The organism is Onishia niordana (assembly GCF_004798965.1).
Classification (GTDB): Bacteria; Pseudomonadota; Gammaproteobacteria; order Pseudomonadales; family Halomonadaceae; genus Onishia; species Onishia niordana.
Genome location: NZ_SDSD01000002.1, coordinates 135,792 through 159,863, shown reverse-complemented (window position 1 = coordinate 159,863; position 24,072 = coordinate 135,792). Strand labels below are relative to the sequence as shown.

21 protein-coding genes are annotated in these 24,072 nt (G+C 61.3%); 8 read left to right on the top strand and 13 right to left on the bottom strand.

What is annotated here, in order from left to right; translation table 11 throughout:
• Window positions 1-5: 5 nt before the first annotated feature.
• Window positions 6-1,427: an NAD-dependent succinate-semialdehyde dehydrogenase gene (locus ETC27_RS04815; protein WP_240724829.1), complete on the bottom strand. Its 1,422-nt coding sequence runs from the start codon at window positions 1,425-1,427 to the stop codon at window positions 6-8.
• Between the two features lie 266 nt (window positions 1,428-1,693).
• Between ETC27_RS04815 and ETC27_RS04810 the strand changes: the two genes are divergently transcribed.
• Entirely contained in the window at window positions 1,694-4,171 is a 2,478-nt protein-coding gene (locus ETC27_RS04810; RefSeq protein ID WP_136253874.1) for a DUF1266 domain-containing protein, read from the top strand.
• Between the two features lie 182 nt (window positions 4,172-4,353).
• Window positions 4,354-4,962, top strand: coding sequence for an NlpC/P60 family protein (locus ETC27_RS04805; RefSeq protein WP_136253873.1), 609 nt, complete (start codon window positions 4,354-4,356; stop codon window positions 4,960-4,962).
• A gap of 401 nt (window positions 4,963-5,363) precedes the next feature.
• On the opposite strand, the gene msrA is transcribed toward ETC27_RS04805, so the two are convergent.
• Window positions 5,364-6,023 carry a peptide-methionine (S)-S-oxide reductase MsrA gene (gene msrA / locus ETC27_RS04800; RefSeq protein WP_136253872.1) on the bottom strand — a complete coding sequence of 220 codons (660 nt, stop codon included), beginning with the start codon at window positions 6,021-6,023 and terminating at the stop codon, window positions 5,364-5,366.
• 282 nt (window positions 6,024-6,305) lie between these two features.
• Between msrA and ETC27_RS04795 the strand changes: the two genes are divergently transcribed.
• From ETC27_RS04795 to ETC27_RS04785, 3 genes are read left to right on the top strand one after another with little or no spacing between them, the layout of a single operon-like run.
• Window positions 6,306-8,537, top strand: a complete 2,232-nt coding sequence (locus tag ETC27_RS04795) for a dihydrolipoyl dehydrogenase family protein (protein ID WP_136253871.1) — start codon at window positions 6,306-6,308, stop codon at window positions 8,535-8,537.
• Window positions 8,515-9,141: a CDP-alcohol phosphatidyltransferase family protein gene (locus ETC27_RS04790; protein WP_136253870.1), complete on the top strand. Its 627-nt coding sequence runs from the start codon at window positions 8,515-8,517 to the stop codon at window positions 9,139-9,141. The genes ETC27_RS04795 and ETC27_RS04790 overlap by 23 nt, the downstream gene beginning before the upstream one ends.
• Window positions 9,138-9,839 carry a DUF3047 domain-containing protein gene (locus ETC27_RS04785; protein ID WP_240724802.1) on the top strand — a complete coding sequence of 234 codons (702 nt, stop codon included), beginning with the start codon at window positions 9,138-9,140 and terminating at the stop codon, window positions 9,837-9,839. Before ETC27_RS04790 ends, ETC27_RS04785 begins: the two co-directional genes overlap by 4 nt.
• Window positions 9,840-9,959: 120 nt before the next feature.
• Here the strand turns inward: ETC27_RS04785 and ETC27_RS04780 are convergent, their stop codons facing one another.
• Window positions 9,960-10,442, bottom strand: a complete 483-nt coding sequence (locus ETC27_RS04780) for an FKBP-type peptidyl-prolyl cis-trans isomerase (protein WP_136253869.1) — start codon at window positions 10,440-10,442, stop codon at window positions 9,960-9,962.
• Window positions 10,443-10,658: 216 nt separating this feature from the next.
• Here ETC27_RS04780 and ETC27_RS04775 point away from each other — a divergent pair, with 216 nt between their 5' ends.
• The gene (locus ETC27_RS04775; protein ID WP_136253868.1) at window positions 10,659-10,943 is read left to right on the top strand and encodes a hypothetical protein; all 285 of its coding nucleotides are present in this window, start codon (window positions 10,659-10,661) and stop codon (window positions 10,941-10,943) included.
• Window positions 10,944-11,191: 248 nt separating this feature from the next.
• Here the strand turns inward: ETC27_RS04775 and ETC27_RS04770 are convergent, their stop codons facing one another.
• The 10 genes from ETC27_RS04770 to ETC27_RS04725 all read right to left on the bottom strand — a co-directional run bounded on the left by ETC27_RS04770 (window position 11,192) and on the right by ETC27_RS04725 (window position 20,790).
• A complete protein-coding gene (locus ETC27_RS04770) occupies window positions 11,192-11,674 on the bottom strand; it encodes an outer membrane lipoprotein (RefSeq protein ID WP_136253867.1) in 483 nt (160 codons plus the stop codon).
• 283 nt (window positions 11,675-11,957) lie between these two features.
• On the bottom strand, window positions 11,958-12,176 hold the full coding sequence (locus tag ETC27_RS04765) for a hypothetical protein (protein ID WP_136253866.1): 219 nt from the start codon (window positions 12,174-12,176) through the stop codon (window positions 11,958-11,960).
• Window positions 12,177-12,607: 431 nt separating this feature from the next.
• Entirely contained in the window at window positions 12,608-14,206 is a 1,599-nt protein-coding gene (locus ETC27_RS04760) for an isocitrate lyase (RefSeq protein WP_136253865.1), read from the bottom strand.
• Between the two features lie 344 nt (window positions 14,207-14,550).
• On the bottom strand, window positions 14,551-14,991 hold the full coding sequence (locus ETC27_RS04755) for a GNAT family N-acetyltransferase (RefSeq protein WP_136253864.1): 441 nt from the start codon (window positions 14,989-14,991) through the stop codon (window positions 14,551-14,553).
• Window positions 14,988-16,193, bottom strand: coding sequence for a cupin domain-containing protein (locus tag ETC27_RS04750; protein WP_136253863.1), 1,206 nt, complete (start codon window positions 16,191-16,193; stop codon window positions 14,988-14,990). The genes ETC27_RS04755 and ETC27_RS04750 overlap by 4 nt, the downstream gene beginning before the upstream one ends.
• 109 nt (window positions 16,194-16,302) lie before the next feature.
• The gene (gene purB / locus ETC27_RS04745; protein WP_136253862.1) at window positions 16,303-17,670 is read right to left on the bottom strand and encodes an adenylosuccinate lyase; all 1,368 of its coding nucleotides are present in this window, start codon (window positions 17,668-17,670) and stop codon (window positions 16,303-16,305) included.
• Window positions 17,671-17,728: 58 nt separating this feature from the next.
• A complete protein-coding gene (hflD, locus tag ETC27_RS04740) occupies window positions 17,729-18,364 on the bottom strand; it encodes a high frequency lysogenization protein HflD (protein ID WP_136253861.1) in 636 nt (211 codons plus the stop codon).
• Window positions 18,361-19,503 carry a tRNA 2-thiouridine(34) synthase MnmA gene (gene mnmA, locus ETC27_RS04735; protein WP_136253860.1) on the bottom strand — a complete coding sequence of 381 codons (1,143 nt, stop codon included), beginning with the start codon at window positions 19,501-19,503 and terminating at the stop codon, window positions 18,361-18,363. The genes hflD and mnmA overlap by 4 nt, the downstream gene beginning before the upstream one ends.
• 148 nt (window positions 19,504-19,651) lie before the next feature.
• Window positions 19,652-20,101, bottom strand: coding sequence for an NUDIX hydrolase (locus ETC27_RS04730; RefSeq protein WP_136253859.1), 450 nt, complete (start codon window positions 20,099-20,101; stop codon window positions 19,652-19,654).
• Window positions 20,098-20,790, bottom strand: coding sequence for a pseudouridine synthase (locus ETC27_RS04725; RefSeq protein WP_136253858.1), 693 nt, complete (start codon window positions 20,788-20,790; stop codon window positions 20,098-20,100). Before ETC27_RS04725 ends, ETC27_RS04730 begins: the two co-directional genes overlap by 4 nt.
• Window positions 20,791-21,075: 285 nt before the next feature.
• On the opposite strand from ETC27_RS04725, the gene ETC27_RS04720 reads away from it, so the two are divergent.
• Together ETC27_RS04720 and clpS are read left to right on the top strand one after the other, a co-directional pair.
• Window positions 21,076-23,310 (top strand): NADP-dependent isocitrate dehydrogenase, encoded by a 2,235-nt coding sequence (locus ETC27_RS04720; protein ID WP_136253857.1) that lies wholly within the window; start codon window positions 21,076-21,078, stop codon window positions 23,308-23,310.
• A 260-nt stretch (window positions 23,311-23,570) separates the two neighbouring features.
• On the top strand, window positions 23,571-23,957 hold the full coding sequence (clpS, locus tag ETC27_RS04715) for an ATP-dependent Clp protease adapter ClpS (protein WP_136253856.1): 387 nt from the start codon (window positions 23,571-23,573) through the stop codon (window positions 23,955-23,957).
• Window positions 23,958-24,072 lie beyond the last annotated feature (115 nt).

The following is a 24,072-nucleotide window of genomic DNA, read 5'->3' as shown; positions in this document are numbered from 1 at the left end:
GGTGCTCAAAGGCCACCAATACAGACGTACTTGAGTTCAGTGTAGTCGTCCAGGCCGTGACGTGAGCCCTCACGGCCCAGACCAGATTCTTTGATACCGCCAAAGGGTGCCAGCTCAGTCGAGAGGATCCCTTCGTTTATCCCCACCATGCCATATTCCAGCGCCTCCATCACATGCCAGATGCGGGCATAGTCACGGGCATAGAAGTAGGCCGCCAGACCAAACTCGGTGGCATTGGCCATGGCGATGGCGTCGGCATCGTTCGTGAAACGGAACACCGGAGCCAGAGGGCCAAAGGTCTCTTCGCGTGCGACGCGCATTTCCGGCGTCACGTCGGCAATCACCGTCGGCTGATAGAAGGTACCGCCAAGCGAGTGGGGTTCACCCCCACAAATCAGGCGGCCGCCGTGCTCGAGTGCATCACTGACATGCGACTGTACCTTGTCTACCGCCGCTTTATTGATCAGCGGCCCCTGACTGACACCGTCTTCGAGTCCATCACCTACGCGAAGTTCGCTGACGCGGGCGGCCAGCTTCTCGACAAAGGCATCATAGACCCCGTCCTGGACCAGCAGGCGGTTAGTGCACACACAGGTCTGGCCGGAGTTGCGGAACTTGGAAGCAATGGCGCCTTCCACGGCGGCGTCCAGGTCGGCATCGTCGAAGACGATAAAGGGTGCATTGCCGCCAAGCTCCATGGACGCCTTCTTGACGGTGCCGGCGCACTGCTCGAGCAGTTTCTTGCCGACCGGCGTGGACCCCGTGAAGGAGACCTTGCGGACACGCGGGTCGGTCGTCAGTACTTCGCCGATGTCCGCGGGCTTGCTTGCTGTGACCACATTCAGCACACCGGCGGGCAGGCCGACGTCCTCGGCGAGTTTGGCCAGTGCCAGGGCGGTCAGCGGCGTGGCCTCGGCGGGCTTGATGACCACCGTGCAGCCGGCAGCCAGGGCCGGGGCGACCTTGCGGGTGATCATCGCCAACGGGAAGTTCCAGGGCGTGATGGCGGCCACCACGCCAATGGATTCCCGCATCACCATCAGGCGCTTGTCATCGCTGTGGCTGGGCAGCGTCTCACCGGCCATACGCTTGGCTTCTTCGGCGTAATATTCGATGAAATTGGCGCCATAGGCCACTTCGCCCATCGACTCGGCCAGCGGCTTGCCCTGTTCCTGTGTCATCAGACGTGCCAGCGGCTCCTGATGAGCCATCACCGTATCGAACCAGCGACGCAGGAGTGCCGAGCGCTCCTTGGCCGAACGCTTGCGCCAGGCCGGCCAGGCCGCATCGGCGGCGGCCACGGCGTCGCGGGCGCCATCGGCGTCAAGGTCTGCGACCTCGGCAATGGTGTCGCCGGTAGCGGGGTTGGTCACGGCAAAGCGCGTCGGCGCATCGCACCACTGACCGTTGATATAGGCCTTGGACATCAGCAGATCGGACGACATTGTGAAAGAGCTCCGGGGGTTGTTGGTGCCATATTCAACAAGTGTGCATTATTTACAACAAACCGCCAAGCCTTATCTCGGCGTTCCGTCAAGGCTTTTCCGAGAGGTGAGTCCATGCCGGCTGATCCAGGTCATTATTGCGCTGGTTCAGTAGGCAGGGATCGGCGAATCCCTCAGTTTCCGCTAAACTATGCGCCGAAAATCCCTATGGTTGTCTTGATGACAACCTGCGCGTGGTGAGGTGAGTCTTGGTCGATCCCCTGAGTGCCTGGTGGGCTCAACAACTTGTGCTGTGTGACTGGGCCTTTTCGCCCGATCCGACGGCCATCGAGCCATCCTTGGCCGTTCAGCGACTCGCCGAAATGGAGATCGCGGATCGCGGCGAACTGGGCTGGCAACTAATCGAGGCCTTTGCTCCCGGCGCGGTAAATCCGTTGGGCCATCTGGAAAGTCTGGAACTGCTGGCGCTTTCGGTGGCTGCCGGGTGGCTGCCGGTCGAGCAGGCCCGTGCCTGGGTGGCACGTATTGCCGGTGATATCTGTGCTCACTGCAATACCCTTGAGAACTGGCTAGTGGCGCTGCGTCAGGCACGAGGCGTGCTTGGCTGGGAGCGTGGAGATGACGGTTTCCTGGAGGCCTGCCATGCCCTTTCAACGCTGGAGCGTGAAGGTGCCGGCATCACCTGGGAGGTACTCGCCGAGACGGTAAGACGTCTGCCCCAAGCGCCGTTGTGGCCGTCGGCGCCCAGTGAGCAGGCCTGGCGGCTACGCGCCGCCTTTGCTCCCGTGCTGGCGGCCGGTGCCGACGAGGCGCTGGATGCTCCCCAGGCGAGGGCCTTTCTCGCCGATGAGTGGCAGGTTCATGACCGCGATGGTCTGGTGCGCCTGCTGCTGTGGCTTGCCGGACAGGGCGATCGCTATGCCTGGGATCTGGATGCCACACGGCTGCTCGAGGCCTCCGTTGAACAGCGCGACGCCTGGCTCGCGGGGCAGAAAGGCGGCTCGGTAGCCTCCGGCAAGGTGCTGCTTGGCTTCCTGTCACGTGGCGAAACGCTGGAATGGGCGGCCTGGGACTGGCTGCGTCTGGTCGATCTGGCCTATGCCGGCCTGGCACTTGGCTGGCTCGCTCAGGCTGAGGCGGATGCCTTTGCCCACCATGCTCTGGATCTGATCACGCGTCGCTACAGCGACTGGGTCGCCATGGTCACGGCCTATCAGCGGGGGCGCAGTCTCTTTGAGGGCAGCGACAAGATGGCCGAGCTCGATCAGGACTGGGCGCTGTTGTTGCAGTCACCGGCAAGCCCCTGGCGAGAGCCGCTCAAGGCCTTGCAGGACGATGCCAACCGTGAGGCTTCACAGGCGGCGATGCGGGCCTGGCGTGCCGATGCGCGTCACTGGGTGCTGGCACTGGCCTCGGTACGTGAACCCGAGCTATTGCTTCGCCAGGGGCCGAGGCCATCCCTGGCGGAAAGTGTCTACAAGGATGCGCAGCACTATCTGAAGGAAGTGCTCGGCCTCTATCCGGATGACGGTGTCGCCGGACTTGCCCGCTACTGGCTGCCGGCACAGGCCCATCACCTCAACCAGCTGGCGGCCGATGCCGACCATAGTGCGCTGCCGAGCCTGGTCACGCCCTTCGGCAAGCCAGCCGCGGAGGGGCTCGCTCAACGCGATGCCCTCAAGGGCTGCAGTCGCTTTTCGGCCACTGTGCATATGGCCGAGAAGTACGCCTTCTATCTACAGATGGCAGATGACAGTGGTGAGTTCGATGCCGACGGACTTTCACGACTGGCTGAATCGTTACGGGGCGTGCTGGGGCGTTTCTATCCGGATGCTCGGCGGCTGCTCAATGCCTGGGCCTGTTGGGAGGCCGCGCTGCCTGAGCCGCCGCTCGAGCAAAGCACCCCGGTGTCGCTTGCCCACGAGATCCGCTGGCATAGAGATGACCCGGGCAGCCCCTTTCATTGGCTGGACTGGCGGGCAGGGGCTAGCTGGCAGGAGCCCGGCCCGCGACTCAGCCTGCCACGCTTCACTGCCCTGGCACTGGTCGGGCCGCTCAACGGCGGCGCCTGGAGCGAGCCGCTGCCTGAGAGCGCCCGCGAGGTGTCGGCCATTCAGGAATGGATGGATGGTCATTATGGCTTGCAGGATGGCGAGGCGCTCCGGGAGTTTCTCGACTTCCTGCTGAGCGCCGGTGATCGTCAGGAATACCAGATCAACTACGCGCCCTACACCCTCAATGCCGCAAGACTCGCATCGGAAATCGCCACACTCGAGAGCGATGACTGCAGCGAAGACGAGCGTAACCATCTTTTGCGCCTCAAGCGCATCCGCGACAACGAAGCAGGCTGCAATACCTTCGATATGGCGGCCTGGGATATTGCTCAGGCCGTTGATCTGGCAATCGCCGGCCGACAGCTGGCGTGGTTGAGCGAGGCGCAGTTTACCTCGGCTCTCGATCAGTCGGCGACGCTTGCCGCGAAGCATTATCCGGGATGGCAGGCCTATGCTCGGGGGCTTTATGCCGGTTTCTCGTTCTTCATGGGGGAGACCGAGGAGCGCAAGACGTTTCTGTCGAGCTTCCGCGAGGCGCTGGTGAGCTGGTTGACCGGGGCGCCGCCACTGGCTGGTCCTTGGGCGAGCCTGGATTTTCCGGGCGCTCGACCGCGCCACTGGGCGCCTATGCATATCGATACCTTGCCGGGCGATGCGCGCACTCTGCACTAGCGTAACAGGGGCATCGTGAGCGGGTGCTTGCCATAAGCGCTGCGCGAAAAGCTCGTCATACCTTGCAGTAGGCACTATCATGGGCGGCTTTGCGGTCTCGATACTATTGAGACTCTTACCGATCAGTCACTTAGCACGGAGTCGCCGCGTCGCGATCCGGCCACAGAGAGGAGGTCAGCACGATGTCGCGGATTGCCGTCACCACAGCGCTTCTCGCCCTGCATGCCGGACTCGCTGGTTGCGCGACGTCGCCGTCACCCGCGCCCAAGGTTCCCTCGGATTACTTCGCCACCCAGCTACCGGGGCTTTCCAGCGGGCCGATGTCGCCCGTGGATAACCCGCTGCTCGATCATCAAGGTCTGGAACAGCCAAGCCGAGAGGTGGTTCGGAAGGCACTATACGAGGAACATGAACGCTGGCTGGGCACGCCTTATCGGCTGGGCGGCGAGAGCCGCCATGGTATCGACTGCTCGGCGTTGATTCAGACCATCTTTCGTGAGCGCTTCGACACCGAGTTGCCGCGCACCACCTCACAGCAGGTGAATCAGGGGCGGCGTATTAAGCGCAGCGCACTAAAAGCCGGAGACCTAGTGTTCTTCCGCCCGCCCGGCACTTATCGCCATGCCGGCATCTATGTTGGCGACGGTTTCTTCTTGCATGCATCCTCGTCTCAGGGGGTCTCCCTGTCACGTCTCGACAATAGCTACTGGCGTCGCTACTACTGGCAGGCGCGCCGTCCGCTGGCACCCACGCAACTCGCTCAGCGAGCGATTCTGGCCACCAACGGCTAAACCGAGGGTGTCACCGAGATTGTCTCGATGTGGCCCGTCTCTTGCGAGTGCCCCATGACTGGCATCTCATGATTCAAGCTCACACGTGTGATTGATGGCGTACTTCCCTGGCCCTCAGCCTGGGCTCCTTCATCGTCTTCATCAATTTCTACGCTCCCCAGCCGCTGCTGCCTGAACTGCGCGCTACTTTCGGCGTCTCCACGATGATGGCAAGCCTGGCCATGTCCTGTGCGACCCTGGCATTAGCCGCCTCACATCTGGGGGCAAGTCTTGGAGGCTTTTATCTTGAGCTTTCTGGCAGCTAGGCGGCTGGCGTGGGGTAATTTTGGCCGCCGAGCTGATGCTGATGGCTACTGCCGCGCTGAGTATCGGGTTGTGGCGATGCGATCGGTCAGTTAAGACTACCCCTTGAGCGCCCCCTGGGTGCCCGCCTCATCGCCCCACACTTCCTCAAGACGGTCGACTCGCCCACAGGCCGACTTGTAGAAGTTGTATCTCAGGCTGTTGGTCTTGTGGTAGTTCTGGTGGTAATCCTCGGCGGGATAGAAGGCCTTGAAGTCTTCGATCTGCGTGGCGATCTCGCGATCAAAGCGAGCCTGCATCTCATCAAGACTCGCCTTCGCCATGGCTCGCTGCTCTTCGTTCATGGGGAAGATCGCGCTGCGATAGGATTTCCCGGCATCGCAAAACTGGCGATCGACGGCGAAGGGATCGATGTTGCGCCAGAAAACCTCGAGCAGTTGCTCGTAGCTGACATCGTCAGGGTCATATTTCACCCGCACGACTTCGGCATGATCGGTGCGCTCCGCAGAGACCTGCTGATAGGTCGCGGTGTCTGCGGCGCCGCCACTATAGCCCGATGTGGTCTCGAGTACGCCTGGCACCTTGTCGTAGGCTTCTTCCATGCACCAGAAGCAGCCACCAGCGAAAACCGCATCCTTTGAGTCCGCGGCGAGTGCATTGGCTGAAGCGCCGATGGCCAGTGCTAGCGGCAGCGCTTTGAAGAGGCATCGAGTCGCCGGGCTAATGAGGCGTGTAGCAGCATGCTGATAGTGCGCCATGGTCAATCCCTTTGCGTTGGTGGGTGTTCGTTGGATGGGAACTCAGCACAAGGGTTCCCTGCCAGAGATCTCAATATTCGCCAGAAGTTGGCGTTGGCGTTCTTGATGGGCGCAAAATCGGTTGCTTGACCGCTGTCGTTCTTGGCAAGCGATAGCTCGCCCGTCGCCATCGGCGCCAGTCGCCTGCATACGGTCTGTAAGGAAGCATCTAGGTATGTGACTCAATGGGCATGGCTGGCCCTTGAGTCGCTACCGTATTCGTCATGTTAAGGAGTTATTCTGTTGAACCGACAACGCCTCGTCATTCTTGTCCTCATTGCCCTGGTGATAGGCGCCTTTTACTTGAGTGGCGCCCATGAGTTTCTGACCCTTGACGCCATTAAGGCTGAGCAGGCCCGCTTCCAAGCCTGGCTTGCCGATGATCCCCTGACCGTAATCGGCGGCTTTTTTGCCCTTTACGTCGTGATGGCAGCGCTGTCATTGCCGGGGGCCGCTTTATTGACGTTGCTCGGCGGGGCGCTGTTCGGACTTGGCCTGGGCCTGGTGATCATTTCCTTCGCCAGCACTATTGGGGCGAGTCTTGCTTTTCTGATCGCCCGCACCCTGGCTCGCTCGCCCTTGGAGCGGCGCTTTTCCCGTCAGCTCGATCGCATCAATCGCGGTATCGAACGGGAGGGCGCCTTCTATCTGTTCACACTGCGCCTGATCCCTTTGTTCCCGTTTTTTGTCATCAACCTGGTGATGGGGCTGACCCGGATGCGCCTGGTCACCTTCTACTGGGTCAGCCAGCTGGGCATGCTGCCGGGCACTGCTGTCTTCGTGAACGCGGGACGCGAGCTGGGAACCCTCGAGTCGCTGGGCGGCATATTGTCGCCGGGCCTGCTGGCGTCCTTTGCGCTGATCGGGGTCTTCCCCTGGTTGGCTCGCTGGATCGTGGAGATCGCCAAGCGTCGCCGCATTGCTCGTGAGTACGATAAGCCTCGGCACTACGACTACGACATCGTAGTCATCGGCGCGGGCTCAGCCGGGCTGGTAGCGAGTTATATCGGCGCGGCGGTCAAGGCAAAGGTGGCGCTTGTCGAGCGCGACAAGATGGGAGGCGACTGCCTGAATACCGGCTGCGTGCCCTCGAAGGCGCTGATTCGATCGGCTCGGCTCGCTCAGGAGATGCGCGAGGCCAAACGGTTTGGACTTTCTGCCGCAGAGCCTGAGGTCGATTTTTCTGCGGTGATGGGTCATGTCCATCGCGCCATCGAGGAGGTCGAGCCTCATGATAGCCCTGAGCGCTACCGCGGTCTTGGCGTTGAGGTCGTTCATGGCGATGCCTGGTTGCAGACGCCCTGGGAGGTCCGCGTCGGCGAGCGGGTGTTGACCACACGGCATGTGATTGTTGCTACCGGCGCCCGGCCGCGGGTGCCTGAGCTCGAGGGCCTGGAAGAGCGCGATGTGCTGACGTCCGATAACCTCTGGGCGCTTGAATCCTTGCCCAAGCGTCTCGTGGTGCTGGGCGGTGGGCCGATCGGCTGTGAGCTGGGTCAGAGCTTCGCCCGCTTGGGCAGCCGCGTGACGATGGTGCAAAGTGGCTCTCAGTTGTTGGCGAAGGAGGATCGCGATATCGCCCAGCTAGTCGAGAGCCGGCTAGAGGCCGAAGGCGTGCGCGTGGCGCTGGGCGCCCGGGCGGTTCGGGTTGAGCCGGGCCCCAGTCATGGCGACAGTGGTCGGGTACTGGTCATTGAGCGTGATGGCCCCGAGGGCGTGGAGACCGAGCGGCTGATCTTCGATCGGCTGCTGGTGGCGGTGGGCCGGGAGGCCAACGTCAGTGGCTTCGGCCTCGAGGGGCTCGGCGTGCTGCCCCGTGGCAACGGCACCATCGATGTCGATGGCACTCTACGCAGCCTGCACCCGAACATCTGGGCCTGTGGTGATGTGGCCGGCCCCTTCCAGCTGACTCATGCCAGCGCTCATCAGGCCTGGCATGCCACGGTCAACGCCCTGTTCGGTGAGTTCAAACGCTTCACCGTCGACTATCGCAACCTGCCGGCGGTGACCTTCTGCGACCCTGAGGTTGCAAGGGTGGGACTCAACGAGCGTGAGGCCGCCGCTCAAGGCGTGGAGGTCGAAGTGACCCGCTACGCCTTCTCGGAGCTTGACCGGGCGATCGCCGATCAGCACACCGAAGGCTTCATCAAGGTGCTGACCGTACCGGGCAAGGACCGGATTCTGGGGGCCAGCATTGTGGGTCACGGCGCCGGTGAGCTGCTGGGTGAGTATACGCTGGCCATGACGCACGGCATCGGCCTCAACAAGCTCTTGGCGACTATCCATCCCTACCCGACGTTCTCTGAGGCCGCCAAGGCCAGCGCCGGGGTGTGGAAGAATGCCCATAAGCCCGAGCGGCTGTTGGGTTGGCTTGAGCGCTACTTTGCCTGGCGGCGTCGCAGCGCCCATTCATCGGCCACCGCCAAGAGCTCGACTACAAGGAGTGAGTCCCATGCTCGATCGCTGGACCAATGAGTGGATCAAGCCCCCGCTGGCTAGCCTTGCCAAGGGGCTTGCTGGACGAGGCGTGACCCCCAGCCAGGTGACGGTAGCCAGTTTCCTGATCGGCATGTTGGCGCTGCCACTGTTGGCGCAGCAGGCCTATGGCTGGGCGCTGGTGGCGATCCTCGTCAACCGCCTGGGCGATGGTCTGGATGGTGCCCTGGCGCGCCACACCGGGCAATCAAGCGACGCCGGTGGTTTCCTGGATATCGGCCTCGACTTCCTGTTCTATGCCGCGGTGGTGCTGGGCTTCGCCCTGGCGAATCCGCCAGCCAATGCGCTGGCCGCAGCGCTATTGCTGTTCGCCTTTGTGGGTACCGGCAGCTCCTTTCTGGCCTTCGCCATCATGGCCGCCAAGCACGACCTGGCAAGGCCCAGCTTCGAGAGCAAAGCCTTCTACTACCTGCATGGCCTCACCGAGGGCACCGAAACCATCCTGGCTTTTGTGGCCTTCTGCCTGTGGCCCGAGCAGTTTGCCGTGCTGGCGTCGGTCTTTGCTGCGGCCTGCCTGCTGACGACCGGTACTCGACTATGGGGCGGCTTTCATACCATCAAGGCTCAAGAGGGACGCGCATGAAACAAGGAAAACGGCACGTCACATCGACCCTCGCTGGGCTAATGGGCATGCTGCTGGCAGGCGGGGCGTCGGTTTCCTTTTCGCAACCGCTGTTGGCCGCCGAGACGGCTTTCAGTCCAAGCGACATACGTAATTGGCCGACACGTTCTTTCGACGGAGAGACCGATTACCAACTGGTAGAAGAGCAAGGGGAGCAGGTGCTTCAGGCACGGGCCCGTGGTCAGGCGTCGGCCAAGTACCTGGAGCAGGACATCGACCTGAATCGCACCCCCTATCTGCACTGGTGCTGGCGCGTCACTTCAACCTATCCCGGGCTTCGTGAAACGACCAAGGCAGGCGATGATTACCCGGCGCGAGTCTACGTGGCGCGCAAGACCGGCTGGCTGCCGTTCCAGGTGCAGTCGGTGAACTATGTCTGGTCATCGAATCAGTCAGCGGGTAGTGCCTGGGCAAATGCGTTTACCGACCGTGCTCAACTGCTGGCACTGCAGGGTAAGGAAGCGCCGGTTGGGGAGTGGATGGCCGAGGTACGCGATGTACGTGAGGACTTCAGTCGCTTGTTTGGCGAGCGGCCTGAGCGCCTGAGTGGCGTTGCCCTGATGACCGATGGCGATAATGCGGGAGGGGATGCGAGTGCCAGTTATGCGCGGCTGCATTTTTCCGATTCGCCTAATCCATCGCGCTGCCCGGGTCAGTAGAGGGTGTCGATGGCTATCCGCAGAATCTGGAGGGGATCTAGTATCTGATGCACAAAAAAGGGGCAGCCCTGGGGCTGCCCCTTTTGCGTGTCAGCGTTAGCTGAAGCAGTGCGGCAGAGCTTAGTGCTCAACGCCACCTTCGCCGTGCACGTGGCCGTGCTCGACTTCTTCGTCGCTTGCTTCACGCACTTCGGCGATTTCGACGTCGAAGTTCAGATTCTGGCCGGCCAGCGGGTGGTTGCCATCGACGGTGACGGTGTCACCTTCAACCTGAGTCACGGTGACCATCAGCGGGCCGCCCTGAGTCTGAGCCTGGAACTGCATGCCCGGCTGCACGTCTTCGACACCCTGGAAGGCATCACGCGGCACTTCTTGCACCAGGCCTTCCTGGATTTCGCCGTAGCCTTCTTCCGGTGTAACGGCTACTTGCAGCTTGTCGCCGTCAGCCTTACCTTCGAGCTCTTTTTCCAGGCCCGGGATGATGTTGCCGGAACCGTGCATGTAGGTAAGCGGCTCGCGACCTTCGGAGCTGTCCAGCACCTCACCAGAATCATTTTTCAGGGTGTAGTGGAACGCGACTACGGAGTTCTGCTGAATTTGCATTGGGGGACCTTTCGGTGAGTGCATGTCGCGCTAATGGTAACGCGATGGTGCAAGGGCTGTCAGGGGCGGCTGGGATTTTTTCAGCTTCTAAGGGTAGATCATGACGTTGATTCAAGCCTGTGGGTGGCAGTTGCGTGCAGCGCGGGGCAGGGATACCCTGAGTCTGATTATCTATCGCCCTTACATCTGACCAAAATCCCGCTGGAGAGAATGTCCATGACCGTGACGCTGATCTGGCTGATCGCCTTTGCCGTGATCCTGTTATTGACCGTTAAGAGCTGGAGCGGGGGGTTGGGAACCTTCTTCGAGCAAAAAATGCCGTCGCTGCTGGTCAGTGGTGGCGACGATCGCTGGGTCTGGTGCCCGGCCATTGCCGTGCTAGGCGCCACTGCCTTGATTCGCCCGGTCGATATGATATTCACCGTGATCCTCTTGGCGTTGATCGTGTGGCTTGGCAAGAGTCTGGTTGGTTGGATCATGGATCGGGTCAAGATGCACTGAGCCAAGGTACAGAACTTGGCTACTGCTCTAGGGTCCTATTCCTCGACGAGCCCCGGGTAGAGCCCTTGAATGGTTAGCGTCGATGTCACGCTAGGTGGCAATGACTAAAAGCAACAACTGTCAGCACGACTGAAAGTAACGACTATCAGCAACGACTAGGCCCGCGAGCATACTCGCGGGCCTTTTTGCGTTCTGAAGGCTTGTCAGATTTTTCTTGCCGAGTTCTCGGGCACGTATCGTGTCTTCTTTCAGTAGGGCGCGACGCTCAGGTTGGCGCCGCTGCCAATCAGTCGCACCCGTTGGCCGACTTGGAAAGCGCGATCGGCTTTCTGTACCACAATGACGCTCTGCCCGCTGTCGCGACGTATTTCCATCTCCCAGGCCGCGGTTCGGTTAGCGGTGTCTTCGACCTTCTTGCCGGCCACGCTACCGCCAATTGCACCGGCTGCTGTCGCAAGTGTCCTGCCCGAGCCTCCGCCGATCTGGTTGCCCAGTAGGCCGCCGATCACGGCGCCGCCAATGCCGCCGAGCGCACCGCTGTTCTGGTCGCTTGCTTGAATCTGCACTTGGCGAAGTGCGGTGATGGTGCCATAGCTAACCGTCTGGGCGGTCTGCGCCTGGTTGCCACGGTACACATCACCCGAATAGGGACTGGTGTTGGCACAGCCAGCGAGCGTCAGTAGGCCGGCGGCCAACAGGGGGAGCAGGGCGTGTGTCTTGAGGTGGGGCATGGGGAGGTCTCCTGTTGATGGCGCGATAGGGGTGACAGGGTGTGCGCCAAACCAATATAGAACGCTGTTTGATAATTAGTCTAACGCCATTCCCGGTGCTCGACCAGTCGCTCGTTGGCTGAAAATTCTCGTCGTGTCCTTAGCATTGCCTGTCCGGGGCATATTGGGCAAGGAATGAGTAGAGAAAGGTGAGGAGTTGTCCCTTGAGTGCTTCACCATGAAAAAGCCCATCCCGCATTGCGGGATGAGCCAGTGGTCCGTCTTTTATTAGCGCCGGGAGGGATTATTCTTCTTCAAGTGTTTGCGTGTCGCCGGTCAATACTTCGTCCCAGGCATCATCGAGTGAGTAGCCTGCACGGCTGTCGACAGTATCGATGACCTCGACGGCGTGCTGCAGGGATTCCCCGTTGCCTTTCAGGGCTACCACCAGTTTGGCGAGTTCCTGCTTGCTGAATGTGCTGGCAATGAGATCGGCTTGGTGGGTCAGTTCGATGCAGTTCATGTGTAACACCTTTTGTGCAGTGGCCATTCACGATGGCGTTTATGTGGCGTTTGCTACTCATGCCGGGCCGGGTAAGTGCCCGATGCTGCAGATGCGAAGTGGTCACAAGCTTGGAAAGACCATCGCCCAAGGCGCTTGGATCATCAATGGGAGCGCCCGTGTTGTAGCCCAGTGCAGGAGAGCGTTAATCGGGGTAGCGATGCGCTTGCCTGTGCTGTGACTTGACTATGGTGCAGCACAGCAGAATCAACCATGCCTCATTGGCATCACGACATGTTGTAGCCTAACTACAGGCGGTTCTTTACGTCGTTGATGTTGTCGATATCTTTCATGAAATGTTGGTTTGGTCGCTAAAGTGAGCGCCATTAAAAAGGGGAGGCCGATTGGCCTCCCCTTAGTGGAGCGATACCGTTAGTCGGGCGCGTAGCGCCTCAGGCGAACTGGTTCATGGTGTTGTCTTTGCCGCCTGCCTTGAGTGCGCCGTCGCCGGAGAAGTACTCCTTGTGGTCGTCGCCGAGGTTCGAGCCGGCCATGTCCTGGTGCTTGACGCTTGCCAGGCCCTTGCGGATTTCCTGGCGCTGTACCCCTTCGACATAGGCCAGCATGCCTTCTTCACCGAAGTAGCCCTTGGCCAGGTCGTCGGTGGACAGCGCTGCCGTGTGGTAGGTGGGCAGGGTGATCAGGTGGTGGAAGATGCCCGCTTCACGCGCGGCATCGCGCTGGAAGTTGCGCGTCCAGTCGTCGGCTACCCGGCCAAGCTCGGTGTCATCGTAGATGGCATTCATCAGGTCGCCGCGATCATAGGCGCTGATGTCTTTGCCCTCTTGCTCCCAGGCATCAAAGACCTGTTGGCGGAAGTTGAGTGTCCAGTTAAAGGAGGGCGAGTTGTTGTAGACAAGCTTCGCATCTGGGCAAACCTTGCGGATGCGATTGACCATGCCGGCGATTTGGCCGACGTGGGGCTTCTCGGTTTCGATCCAAAGCAGGTCCGCGCCATGCTGTAGCGAGGTAATGCAGTCCAGCACGACACGATCTTCACCGGTTCCCGGTTTGAACTGATAGAGGCCGTTGGCCAGGCGCACGGGCTTCCTGAGTGATCCATCGAGCTTGATCAGGGTATCACCCTCGGCAACGTCGTCGGCCGAAGACACGGCAGTCGTCTCGAGGAAGCGGTTGTACTGGCTGGCCAGGTCGTCGGGTTCGTGCGAGACCGGGATCTTCTGGGTCAAGCCGGCGCCCAGGGAGTCGGTACGGGCGACAATGACACCATCGTCGACGCCAAGCTCGAGAAAGGCATAGCGAACGGCATTGATCTTTGACAGGAAGTCTTCGTGGGGCACGGTGACCTTGCCGGCCTGATGACCGCACTGCTTGGCATCCGAAACCTGGTTCTCGATCTGGATGCAACAGGCGCCGGCTTCAATCATCTTCTTGGCCAACAGGTAGGTGGCCTCTTCGTTACCGAAGCCGGCATCGATGTCGGCGATGATCGGCACGACATGGGTCTCGAAGTTATCGATCCGGTCCTGAACGGCGCGGGCGGTGACTTCATCGCCTGACGCTCGTGCCTCGTCCAGTGCCTTGAACAGGTGGCCCAGTTCCCGGGCATCGGCTTGGCGCAGAAAGGTGTAAAGCTCTTCGATCAGAGCCGGCACACTGGTCTTCTCATGCATCGACTGATCCGGCAGCGGTCCGAACTCCGAACGCATTGCCGCGACCATCCAGCCTGACAGGTAGAGATATCGCTTGGCAGTGGTGCCGTGATGGCGCTTTACCGCCAGCATTTTCTGCTGCCCGATGAAGCCGTGCCAGCAGCCCAGCGATTGGGTGTACTGGTTGGCATCGGCGTCGTAGGCCGCCATGTCGGCTCGCATGATGCTGGCGGTATAGCGGGCGATCTCGAGCCCCGTGCGAAAGCGATTCTGGGTCTGCATGCGCGCCGCATACTCGGGATTGATGGTGTCCCACTTGCCGTCTTGGGCGTCGCGCAGGGCGGTCAGGGTCTGGAGTGCATCTTGGTATGCTGACATGGAGCCATCCTCATCGGTCGGTTCGGTAGTTCCTGACGGCGGCATGTGGTGCTGATTGGCTCATGCTGCGCTGCAGGATACATCAAGCGTTGATCAGGCAAGCGATCTTGTCTGTGCTGCCTTGGTCGAAAGGGATGGAGCATTAATTGTGTTGTAGCCGACAACAGATCTTGGTGTGTAAAACGGTTGTTTTAATGCCACCCTTGTATCGACTATGGCCCATCATGGCGGGATATGACTATGGTTACTTAGCGGTAGAGAGCGTTGTAGTAAGACTACAAGTCGGATGGTTTTCGGCCTCGGTTGTAGTCTTGTTTCGGGGAAATATAGGAAGGAGTTTTGAATCAGTTGCCTAGCTCGAGGCGCATATTGCGATGCGGTATGCCCGCGTCGAGAAATTCATCGCCGAAGGCGACGAACCCCAAGCGTTCGTAGAAAGGAAGTGCATGCGTCTGGGCGGCAAGCTCGACATGAGCATGGCCATGGGAGCGAGCGGCCTCGATGGAAGCGTGCATCAGCGCCACGCCGATACCCAGGCCGCGAGCCTCGGCCAGCACGGCAACGCGCCCGACATGACCGTCGGGCAGCAGCCGGGCGGTGCCCAGCGGGGTCGTGCCACGCCAGGCAAGAAAATGCAGGCAGTCACCGTCGCGACCGTCCCACTCTTCCTCTATGGGGACGGCCTGTTCTTCGATGAAGACCACTCGGCGGATTTCACCGGCAATGTCACCAAGCTCGCCCCAGCTCCCTTGTTGCAGGACGAGCTCAGCGATGGACTTGCTCATTCGTCATCCTCTTCAAAGGCGCCATCGCCGGGCCAGCTCAGGCTGCCGCGATCGAGCAGGCCGGCGATCAGCGCCGCAGCGCCGGGGTAGTCGAGCATATCGGCGTCGATGGAGGCGTTGGACGCCATTGCCTGAGCCAGGCCCGGGGAGCAGACAAGGCCATCGCCGTCGACGAACAGGGTCGCTTGGCTGTCGTCCAGTGCGCGCCAGGCAAAGCGTGAGCCCAGGCTGCGTTCCAGATTTCCGCCGGCCTCAAGTTCGGCGACGAGTTCCTCGACCGGCGTCGGCGATTCCTGCGGCACCAGTTGATCGACGTACTTGGGCTGAGTCATCACCCGGCCGAACCACTGGGCCAATTGGATGGGGTCGTCGAGGGTCTCGAGAATCAGCCGACGCATGCGCTCAAGCGCCTCGTCGTTCAGCTCGCCGGGATCGGCGGGGGGTGTCATACCGGCATCGCTGTACCGCTTGGAAGACGGCAGCGTTTCTCCCAGGTAGTCGGCGAAGGAGGTGACGGCTTCATCGGCGGAAAGCGCCCGAAAGCCCACCGAGACGGTCATGCAGTCATCGGACTGGCTGATGCCGTGGTGGGCTTGGCCCGGAGGCAGATAAAGCATGTCGCCGGGCTCCAGCACCCAGTCCTTGCCGGGGGCGACCTCGAAGTGCTCGAGGATGCGTAGATCGATGCCCTCGATGATCGGTGCCTCATCATCGGTCGGCCCACCCAGCTGCCAGTGGCGTTGCCCGCTGGCTTGTAGCAGGAATACATCGTACTGGTCGACATGCGGGCCGACACTGCCACCCGGCGGAGCGTAGCTGATCATGATGTCATCGAGACGCCAGCGCGGCACAAAGCTGAAAGTTTCCAGCAGGTTGGCGACTTCGGGGACATAGTGATCCACGGCCTGTACTAGAAGACTCCAGTTGCTCTCGGGCAGACGTGAGAAAGTGGTCTCATCGAAGGGGCCATGGCTGACTTTCCATGGCTGCGGGTTGCCCTTGGCATCCTGGCCGTGTTCTTCGACCAGGCGCGCTTCAATGCCCTCCTCGCAGGCAAGACCTGCCAGTTCGTTCGGCGACAGCGGGCTCTCGATGTCCGGAAAGGCACCACGGATCAGCAGCGGCTTGCGCTGCCAGTACTGGTCAAGAAAGTCGGCGGCACTGAGGCCGCCAAGCATGGGCAAGGGCGTGTCGGCAGGCATGGTGTGGAGTCCTCGGGTGAAGGCAAACAGGCGCTGGCGCGAGCCAGCGCCTGTCGGTGACGCAGTGGGTGGAGGCCCATAATGGGCCGTCCGTGTCGGGTTTTACAGGCTAGAGCGCCTTGGCCTGTGCCGCGGCATTGCCAATATAGGTGGCCGGGCTCATGGCCTTGAGTTCGGTCTTGACGTCGGCTGGCAGCTCAAGCGTCTCGATGAAGGTAGCGAAGCCGACCTGGTCGATGCGCTTGCCGCGGGTCAGCTCCTTGAGCTTTTCGTAGGGCTTCTCGATGCCGTAACGGCGCATCACGGTCTGAATCGGCTCGGCCAGCACTTCCCAGCTGTTGTCCAGGTCGGCATTCAGGCGCTCCGGATTGGCCTCGAGCTTGCTGATGCCCTTGAGGCTTGCCTGGTAGGCGATCAGGCCCTGGGCCAGGCCGGTGCCGAGGTTCCTGAGCACCGTGGAGTCGGTTAGGTCGCGCTGCCAGCGGGAGATCGGAAGTTTCTGGGCCAGGTGACTCAGCACGGCATTGGCGATGCCCAGGTTGCCCTCGGAGTTCTCGAAGTCGATCGGGTTGACCTTGTGCGGCATGGTCGAGGAGCCGATCTCGCCGGCTACGGTGCGCTGCTTGAAGTAGCCCAGCGAGATGTAGCCCCATACGTCGCGATCGAAGTCGATCAGGATGGTGTTGAAGCGGCACACGGCATCGAACAGCTCGGCGATGTAGTCGTGCGGCTCGATCTGGGTGGTGTAGGGGTTGAAGGTCAGCCCCAGTTCGGAGACGAAGGTCTCGGCGTTGGCCGCCCAATCGATGTTCGGGTAGGTCGCCAGGTGGGCGTTGTAGTTGCCCACGGCACCGTTGATCTTGCCGAGCATCTCGACGCGCTCGATCTGCTGGAGCTGGCGGCGCAGGCGCGCGGCGACGTTGGCCATCTCCTTGCCCAGGGTGGTGGGGCTCGCCGTCTGGCCGTGGGTCCGCGAGAGCATCGGCTGGTCGGCGTGCTCGTGGGCCAGCTTGACGATGGCCTCGGTGACCTCACGCATCTGCGGCAGCAGTACTTCGTCCAGGCCGCCACGCAGCATCAATGCGTGGGACAGGTTGTTGATGTCCTCGCTGGTGCAGGCGAAGTGGATGAACTCGGTGACGGCGTTGAGCTCGGCGTTGTCCTCGACCTTTTCCTTCAGGAAATACTCGACCGCCTTGACGTCATGGTTGGTCGTGCGCTCGATATCCTTGATGCGCTGGGCATCCTCGACGCTGAAGTTGGCGACGATGGCGTCGAGCCAGACGCTGGCATCGGCCGAGAGGGCCGGCACTTCCGGGATGCCGTCATGGGCGGCCAGGCGTTGCAGCCAGCGCACCTCGACGGTAACGCGAGCACGGATCAGGCCGAATTCACTGAAATGCTCGCGCAGGGCTTCGGTCTTGGTGCCGTAACGGCCGTCGACGGGGGAAAGAGCGGTGAGGGCAGAGAGTTGCATGACAGTCATCCAGTGCGGTGAGGAAAAAGGGGCTTATGGCCGAGCAGCAGGTCAAGGATTAGCTGAGCTCATCGAGGGCGCGCCGCATGGCGCCGCGCTGGAAGATCAGTTTCCAGCGCCGACCGCCCTGCTGATGCCACAGCAGGGCGAAGCGTACGCCGGCTAGCAGGGCGGCTCGCACCCGCTCCGGCATCATGCGCTGTTGTAGGAGACTCGGTTCGCCCTGCACCACGATGCGATAGCGGAAGGTCGAGATGGTGTCCTGATAAATCTCGCCAAGGCTTGCCACCACATTCTCGTGGGTATCGCCGAAATGTTCGGCCTGGCCTTGAACGCGGGTCAGTCGGGTGCCGAGGGTGTCCATCATCTGCGGGCTCTTGCGCAGCTTCTGCGACAGCAGCAGCAGCGAGAAGCCGTAACGCAGCACCACCGGGTTGGCTTGCTGCTTGCCGACCACGGCGTTCAGGGTGTCGAGACCCTGGCGGAGGTAGTTGGGATGGCCGCCGTAGATGGCCTCGAAGCTTTCCGGGTCGGTGTCGACGGTGGCACGGATCAGTGTCTGCCAGGCGCGTTCGTCGACCTGGCCGGTGCGAGCCAGCTCGTCGACCACGACCGCGGCCTGGAAGACACCGGCCAGGGCGAGTACCTGACGACTGATGGGGGAATCCGGTGCGCGATGAATCGGCGTGGTCATGAGCGGCGTTCCTTGTCCTGCCAGGTGTTAAGGATCACGCCGCCGCCCAGGCAGATATCGCCGTCGTAGAGCACCAACGATTGCCCCGGTGTCACGGCGCGCTGAGGGTCATCGAAGATGACCTCGACACCACCATCCTCTCGGGGGCGCATGAAGCAGGCGACGTCTTCCTGACGATAGCGGGTCTTGGCCATGAAGCGGCCTTCGCTTGCCGGCGCTTCGCCAGCGACCCAGTCCATCGGCTCGGTGATCAGCCGGTTGCTGTAGAGCAGTTCATGGTGCTTGCCTTGCACGGCAATCAGCACGTTGCGCTCAAGATCCTTGTGGGCCACATACCAGGGGGCGTCCGGGTGGTTTGGTAGGCCACCGATGCCGAGACCCTGGCGCTGGCCTAGGGTGTAGTACATCAGGCCGATATGCTCGCCGATGACCTCGCCTTCAGGGGTCTCGATGACGCCTGGCTGGGCCGGCAGATACTGGCGCAGGAAATCGGAGAAGCGCCGCTCGCCGATGAAGCAGATGCCGGTGGAATCCTTTTTGCGCGCCGTGACCAGATCATGTCGCTCGGCGATGGCACGCACCTCGGGTTTCTCTAGCTCGCCAACCGGGAACAGCGTGCGGGCGATCGCGGCTTCAGGCACGGCGTGCAGGAAGTAGCTCTGATCCTTGTTGGTATCCAGGCCCTTGAGCAGACGCGGGCGGCCCTGGCGCAGGCCTTCGCGCACATAGTGGCCGGTTGCGATCTTCTCGGCGCCGAGCATCTCGGCGTACTCGAGGAAGACCTTGAACTTGATCTCGCGGTTACACAGGATATCGGGATTCGGCGTGCGCCCGGCCTGGTACTCGGCAAGGAAATGCTCGAAGACGTTATCCCAGTACTCGGCAGCGAAGTTGGCCGTATGCAACTTGATGCCAAGTTTGTCGCAGACCGCCTGGGCATCCGCCAGGTCCTCCTTGGCGGTGCAGTATTCGGTGCCGTCGTCCTCGTCCCAGTTCTTCATGAACAGGCCTTCGACCTGGTAGCCCTGCTCCATGAGCAGGACGGCGGACACGGAGGAGTCGACACCGCCGGACATGCCGACGATGACCTTGCCCGCCGTGGGGGCGTGCGCGGCGGATGACCCGGCAGCAACTGACATAGGCGCTCTCGACGTCATGAGGGGAATGGAGTGGCGTTAAATGGGTGGGGATTATACACGATAGTGACAGGCTGCTTCGACCACGTGTTGCGCCGTTGTTGCCTGTTCGCCCGGCAATGTGGCGGTGCCCCTTGCGTCAGGAGGTGGCTCAGCGTTCCTGGATCACATCCAGGGGGAAGGTGCGCCCTCGTTTCATATCGCGGATTCGCCGCATCACCAACGGGCTTCTCAGTCGGCCGGCTCTCTCCAGCGTTTCGAGCTCATCCAGTGTCAGCCAGTGGATCGCCAGGATATCCGGGTCCAGATCATTGCCAAGGTGCGCCAGTGCCATGCCGGAAAAACCGTGGCTATGGAAGGTCAGGCCGTCCGGGGCGTGATAGACGTAGAGGCCCAGGTAATCCGTGATACCGACGTGCCAGGCGGTTTCCTCGCGGATTTCACGTTCAGCGGCGGCGCGTATGCCCTCTCCCGGCTCCAGGTGGCCGGCGGGCTGGTTGAATAGCGTATGAGGCCCGCCGCGGTTCTCCTCGACCATCAGGAAGCGCCCGGCACGTTCGATCACGGTGGCTACCGTGACCCGAGGCGACCAGCGACTCATGGTTTCCCCCGTGACGTCTTGCGCTGGCGGCGGCCAACGTTTCCGTTTTGGCCGCTCTTCGCCTGCTCGCCTCGTCCCTTCGTGCCCTTGTCCTTCTTGCCTTGCTCGCCGCGGCGCTGGGGCTTGGTAGGGGCGTGCAGTGTTTCCCGGCGCCACTCGCCCGGCGCCAGGCCATCCAGGCGCCAGGAGCCAATGGCCACACGGATCAGCCGCAGGGTAGGGTGGCCGACTTCAGCGGTCATGCGGCGCACCTGGCGGTTCCGTCCCTCGCTGATGGTCAGCTCCAGCCAGCGGGTAGGAATCTGTTGGCGTTCGCGTACTGGCGGGGTGCGTGGGCCGACGGGTGGCGCGTCGAGTCGGCGTACCTTGGCGGGCCGCGTCGGACCATCATTGAGTAACACCCCCTGGCGCAGGGCCTCCAGCGCTGCTGCGTCGGGTTCGCCCTCTACCTGTACCCAATAGGTCTTGGGTTGCTTGTGCTTGGGGTGCGCGATGCGGTGGATCAGTTCGCCGTCGTCACAAAGCAGCAGCAGCCCTTCGGAGTCGTAGTCGAGGCGCCCGGCCGGATAGATGCCCGGCACCTGGATGACATCGGCCAGGGTGGCGCGCCGCTCTCCGGGTTCACCGGTACGGTCGGTGAACTGGGATAGCATCCGGAAAGGCTTGTGCAGCAGGTAAAGAGTGCTCATGAGCACTAGCTTACCGGCAAGCGGCGCGGGATGGCAGGGGCGTTTTAGCATTATTGCTTATGCGCCGAGTCGAGCACGCTGATATAATGCGCCAGCTTACTGGAAGCGCCCTCGACCCAGCTGGGGCCTGCTGGCAACACCCTGCTGGGCGCAGATGTTCCCTGAAATACCCGGCGCAATCACCTTGCCGGGCAGGTTGCAACGAGCCCCTGAGGCGGACATCGTGATCGCGCGCTACCGATCCAGTTTCATGCCACCGCAGTGACCAGAGAGATCAACGCCAACATGTCAAAAACGCCGAAGATTATCTATACGCTCACCGACGAAGCGCCGGCCCTGGCTACCTTTTCCCTGCTGCCGATCATTGATGCCTACACCGATTCCGCTGGTATCAGCGTGGAGACCCGGGATATTTCCCTGGCCAGTCGCATCGTCTGCCTGTTTCCCGAGTACCTGAGCGATGAGCAGAAAATCGGCGATCACCTCTCTGAGTTGGGTGATCTGGCCAAGACGCCTGAAGCCAATATCATCAAGCTGCCCAATATCAGTGCCTCGGTACCGCAGCTCAAGGCGGCCATTCGTGAGCTGCAGAGCCAAGGGTACAAGCTGCCCGATTATCCCGAAGAACCCAGCAGCGATGTGGAGCGCGACATTCAGGCGCGCTATGACCGGGTCAAGGGTAGCGCCGTTAATCCGGTGCTGCGCGAAGGCAACAGCGATCGCCGCGCCCCCAAGTCGGTCAAGAACTACGCCCGCAAGTATCCGCACCGCATGGGTGAGTGGAGTGCCGACTCGCAGTCACATGTCGCCTGCATGAGCGAGGGCGACTTCTACGGCAGTGAGCAGTCCACCACCATGGCAGCCAATGGCGCCGTTAAGGTGGAACTGGTCGGCAAGGATGGCACTACCCAGGTGCTCAAGGAGAAAGTCTCGGTATTGGCCGGTGAAGTCATCGACGCCGCCGTCATGAGCCACAAGGCGCTCTCCTCCTTTATCGCCGAGCAGATTGCCGATGCCAAGGCGCGTGATGTGCTGTTCTCTCTGCACCTCAAGGCGACCATGATGAAGGTCTCCGACCCGATCATGTTTGGCATTGTGGTCGAGACCTTTTATCGCGAAGTGCTCAACAAGCATGCCGAGGCGCTGGAGAAGGTGGGCTTCGATGCCAACAACGGCATCGGTGATCTATACGCCACCATTGCCAAGCTGCCCGCCGATAAGCAGGCTGAAATCAAGGCAGATATTGACGCCCTCTACGCTGAGCGTCCGTCTCTGGCGATGGTCGATTCCCACAAGGGTATTACCAACCTGCACGTGCCAAGCGATGTGATCATCGACGCCTCCATGCCGGCGATGATTCGTGACTCGGGCAAGATGTGGGGTGCCGATGATGCCTTGCACGATGCCAAGGCGGTGATTCCGGACCGCTGTTACGCCACCATCTACCAGGCCACCATCGACGACTGTAAAGCCAATGGTGCCTTCGACCCGACCACCATGGGCAGCGTGCCCAACGTCGGCCTGATGGCCCAGAAAGCCGAGGAGTACGGCTCGCACGACAAGACCTTCCAGATTCCCACTGACGGTACCGTGCGTGTCACCGGTGATGGCGGCGAGGTGCTCTTCGAGCATAGCGTGGAGGAAGGCGATATCTGGCGCATGTGCCAGGCCAAGGACGCCCCGATCAAGGATTGGGTCAAGCTGGCCGTGGCGCGCGCGCGTGACAGTGAGACGCCCGCCATCTTCTGGCTGGACGCCCAGCGCGCCCACGACGCGGAGCTGATCGCGAAGGTCGAGACCTACCTCAAGGATCATGACACCAGCGGTCTGGATATCCGCATCATGGCGCCAGAGGAGGCGATGAATCTCACCCTTGAGCGTACCCGCCGCGGTGAAGACACCATTTCCGTGACCGGTAACGTGCTGCGCGATTATCTCACCGACCTTTTCCCGATCATGGAGCTTGGCACCAGTGCCAAGATGCTCTCCATCGTGCCGCTGATGAACGGCGGGGGGCTGTTCGAGACCGGCGCAGGCGGCTCCGCGCCCAAGCATGTTCAGCAGCTCATCGAAGAGAACCACCTGCGCTGGGACTCCCTGGGCGAGTTTCTGGCCTTGGCGGCGTCGCTTGAGCACCTGGGCAAGACCTTCGATAACGCCCGCGCTCGGGTGCTGGCCAAGGCACTGGACGAGGCCAACGGCAAGTTCCTGGACAGCAACAAGTCGCCGTCGCGCAAGGTCGGCGAACTGGACAATCGCGGCAGCCACTTTTACCTGGCAGTCTATTGGGCCGAGGCTCTGGCCGCCCAGGATGAGGACCAGGAGCTCAAGGCGCTATTCGGCAAGCTGGCCGAAGAGTTCCATGCCAAGGAATCGGTGATCGTCGAGGAATTGACCGCTGTGCAGGGTAAGCCCGTGGATATTCAGGGGTATTACCACCCCGACGGTGAGCTGACCGAGAAAGCCATGCGCCCGAGTGAGACCCTGAATGCGGCGCTGGCGCTGGTCGCCAAGGGCTAAACGTCTTTCGTTGCTCTAGGCACGCATGTGCTCCGGCCCTCGTCCGCCTGGCGGACGAGGGCCCTTTACGTTTTAGGTTCTCGACAAAACGCCTGCGCAGCGTGCTTGGTAAGCGATATTGAAGGTCCAGGCGAGCAAGGGCCTTGCAAGCGGCGCATCACGGCCGCATCTTATGAACTGAACCCCCGGCGAGCCTTGGCGTCCAACCATAGTTGATGCGTACATGGATTACCGGCTTGAGAAGATGGGTAACGCCTTTTATGTTCAAGATAGACGACCCTTACAGAAGTCACGCCATAGCGTCGCTGGAAGCTGGCATGACACGGCCGTCCGACCCTCAGGAAGAGGGCGATGATGACGTAGCGGTTGAGAATGCCGAGCCTGATCTGGCACCGCCGCCCATGTACAAGGTGGTGTTGCACAACGATGACTTCACGCCAATGGAGTTCGTGGTTGAGGTGTTGCAGACCTTCTTCAACATGGATAGTGAGAAGGCTGTGCAAGTAATGTTGGCAGTGCATACCCAAGGCAAAGCGACCTGTGGGATTTTTACCCGCGACATTGCTGAAACCAAAAGTCATCAAGTCAATCAATATGCAAAGGAGTGTCAACACCCGCTTTTGTGCGATATCGACACAGCCGACTGACGACTGGCAAGCTGATTGTCAGGCAAACGGAAGACAGCCAGTGCAGGATCGGCATGATCGGCTCGAACCTCGAGCTTGTGAATCCCGAGAATGTACCCGATGGTGAAATTGCCGG

Excerpts from the sequence above, each read along its gene's own strand:
- ETC27_RS04730 (WP_136253859.1), bottom strand. The coding sequence starts at position 20,101 with ATGAGTCGCTGGTCGCCTCGGGTCACGGTAGCCACCGTGATCGAACGT.
- mnmA (WP_136253860.1), bottom strand. The coding sequence starts at position 19,503 with ATGTCAGTTGCTGCCGGGTCATCCGCCGCGCACGCCCCCACGGCGGGC.
- ETC27_RS04755 (WP_136253864.1), bottom strand. The coding sequence starts at position 14,991 with ATGAGCAAGTCCATCGCTGAGCTCGTCCTGCAACAAGGGAGCTGGGGC.
- ETC27_RS04785 (WP_240724802.1), top strand. The coding sequence starts at position 9,138 with ATGAAACAAGGAAAACGGCACGTCACATCGACCCTCGCTGGGCTAATG.
- ETC27_RS04790 (WP_136253870.1), top strand. The coding sequence starts at position 8,515 with ATGCTCGATCGCTGGACCAATGAGTGGATCAAGCCCCCGCTGGCTAGC.
- msrA (WP_136253872.1), bottom strand. The coding sequence starts at position 6,023 with ATGGCGCACTATCAGCATGCTGCTACACGCCTCATTAGCCCGGCGACT.
- purB (WP_136253862.1), bottom strand. The coding sequence starts at position 17,670 with ATGCAACTCTCTGCCCTCACCGCTCTTTCCCCCGTCGACGGCCGTTAC.
- ETC27_RS04815 (WP_240724829.1), bottom strand. The coding sequence starts at position 1,427 with ATGTCCAAGGCCTATATCAACGGTCAGTGGTGCGATGCGCCGACGCGC.
- ETC27_RS04720 (WP_136253857.1), top strand. The coding sequence starts at position 21,076 with ATGTCAAAAACGCCGAAGATTATCTATACGCTCACCGACGAAGCGCCG.
- ETC27_RS04780 (WP_136253869.1), bottom strand. The coding sequence starts at position 10,442 with ATGCAAATTCAGCAGAACTCCGTAGTCGCGTTCCACTACACCCTGAAA.
- ETC27_RS04725 (WP_136253858.1), bottom strand. The coding sequence starts at position 20,790 with ATGAGCACTCTTTACCTGCTGCACAAGCCTTTCCGGATGCTATCCCAG.
- ETC27_RS04775 (WP_136253868.1), top strand. The coding sequence starts at position 10,659 with ATGACCGTGACGCTGATCTGGCTGATCGCCTTTGCCGTGATCCTGTTA.
- ETC27_RS04770 (WP_136253867.1), bottom strand. The coding sequence starts at position 11,674 with ATGCCCCACCTCAAGACACACGCCCTGCTCCCCCTGTTGGCCGCCGGC.
- ETC27_RS04750 (WP_136253863.1), bottom strand. The coding sequence starts at position 16,193 with ATGCCTGCCGACACGCCCTTGCCCATGCTTGGCGGCCTCAGTGCCGCC.
- ETC27_RS04805 (WP_136253873.1), top strand. The coding sequence starts at position 4,354 with ATGTCGCGGATTGCCGTCACCACAGCGCTTCTCGCCCTGCATGCCGGA.
- hflD (WP_136253861.1), bottom strand. The coding sequence starts at position 18,364 with ATGACCACGCCGATTCATCGCGCACCGGATTCCCCCATCAGTCGTCAG.
- ETC27_RS04760 (WP_136253865.1), bottom strand. The coding sequence starts at position 14,206 with ATGTCAGCATACCAAGATGCACTCCAGACCCTGACCGCCCTGCGCGAC.
- ETC27_RS04765 (WP_136253866.1), bottom strand. The coding sequence starts at position 12,176 with ATGAACTGCATCGAACTGACCCACCAAGCCGATCTCATTGCCAGCACA.
- clpS (WP_136253856.1), top strand. The coding sequence starts at position 23,571 with ATGTTCAAGATAGACGACCCTTACAGAAGTCACGCCATAGCGTCGCTG.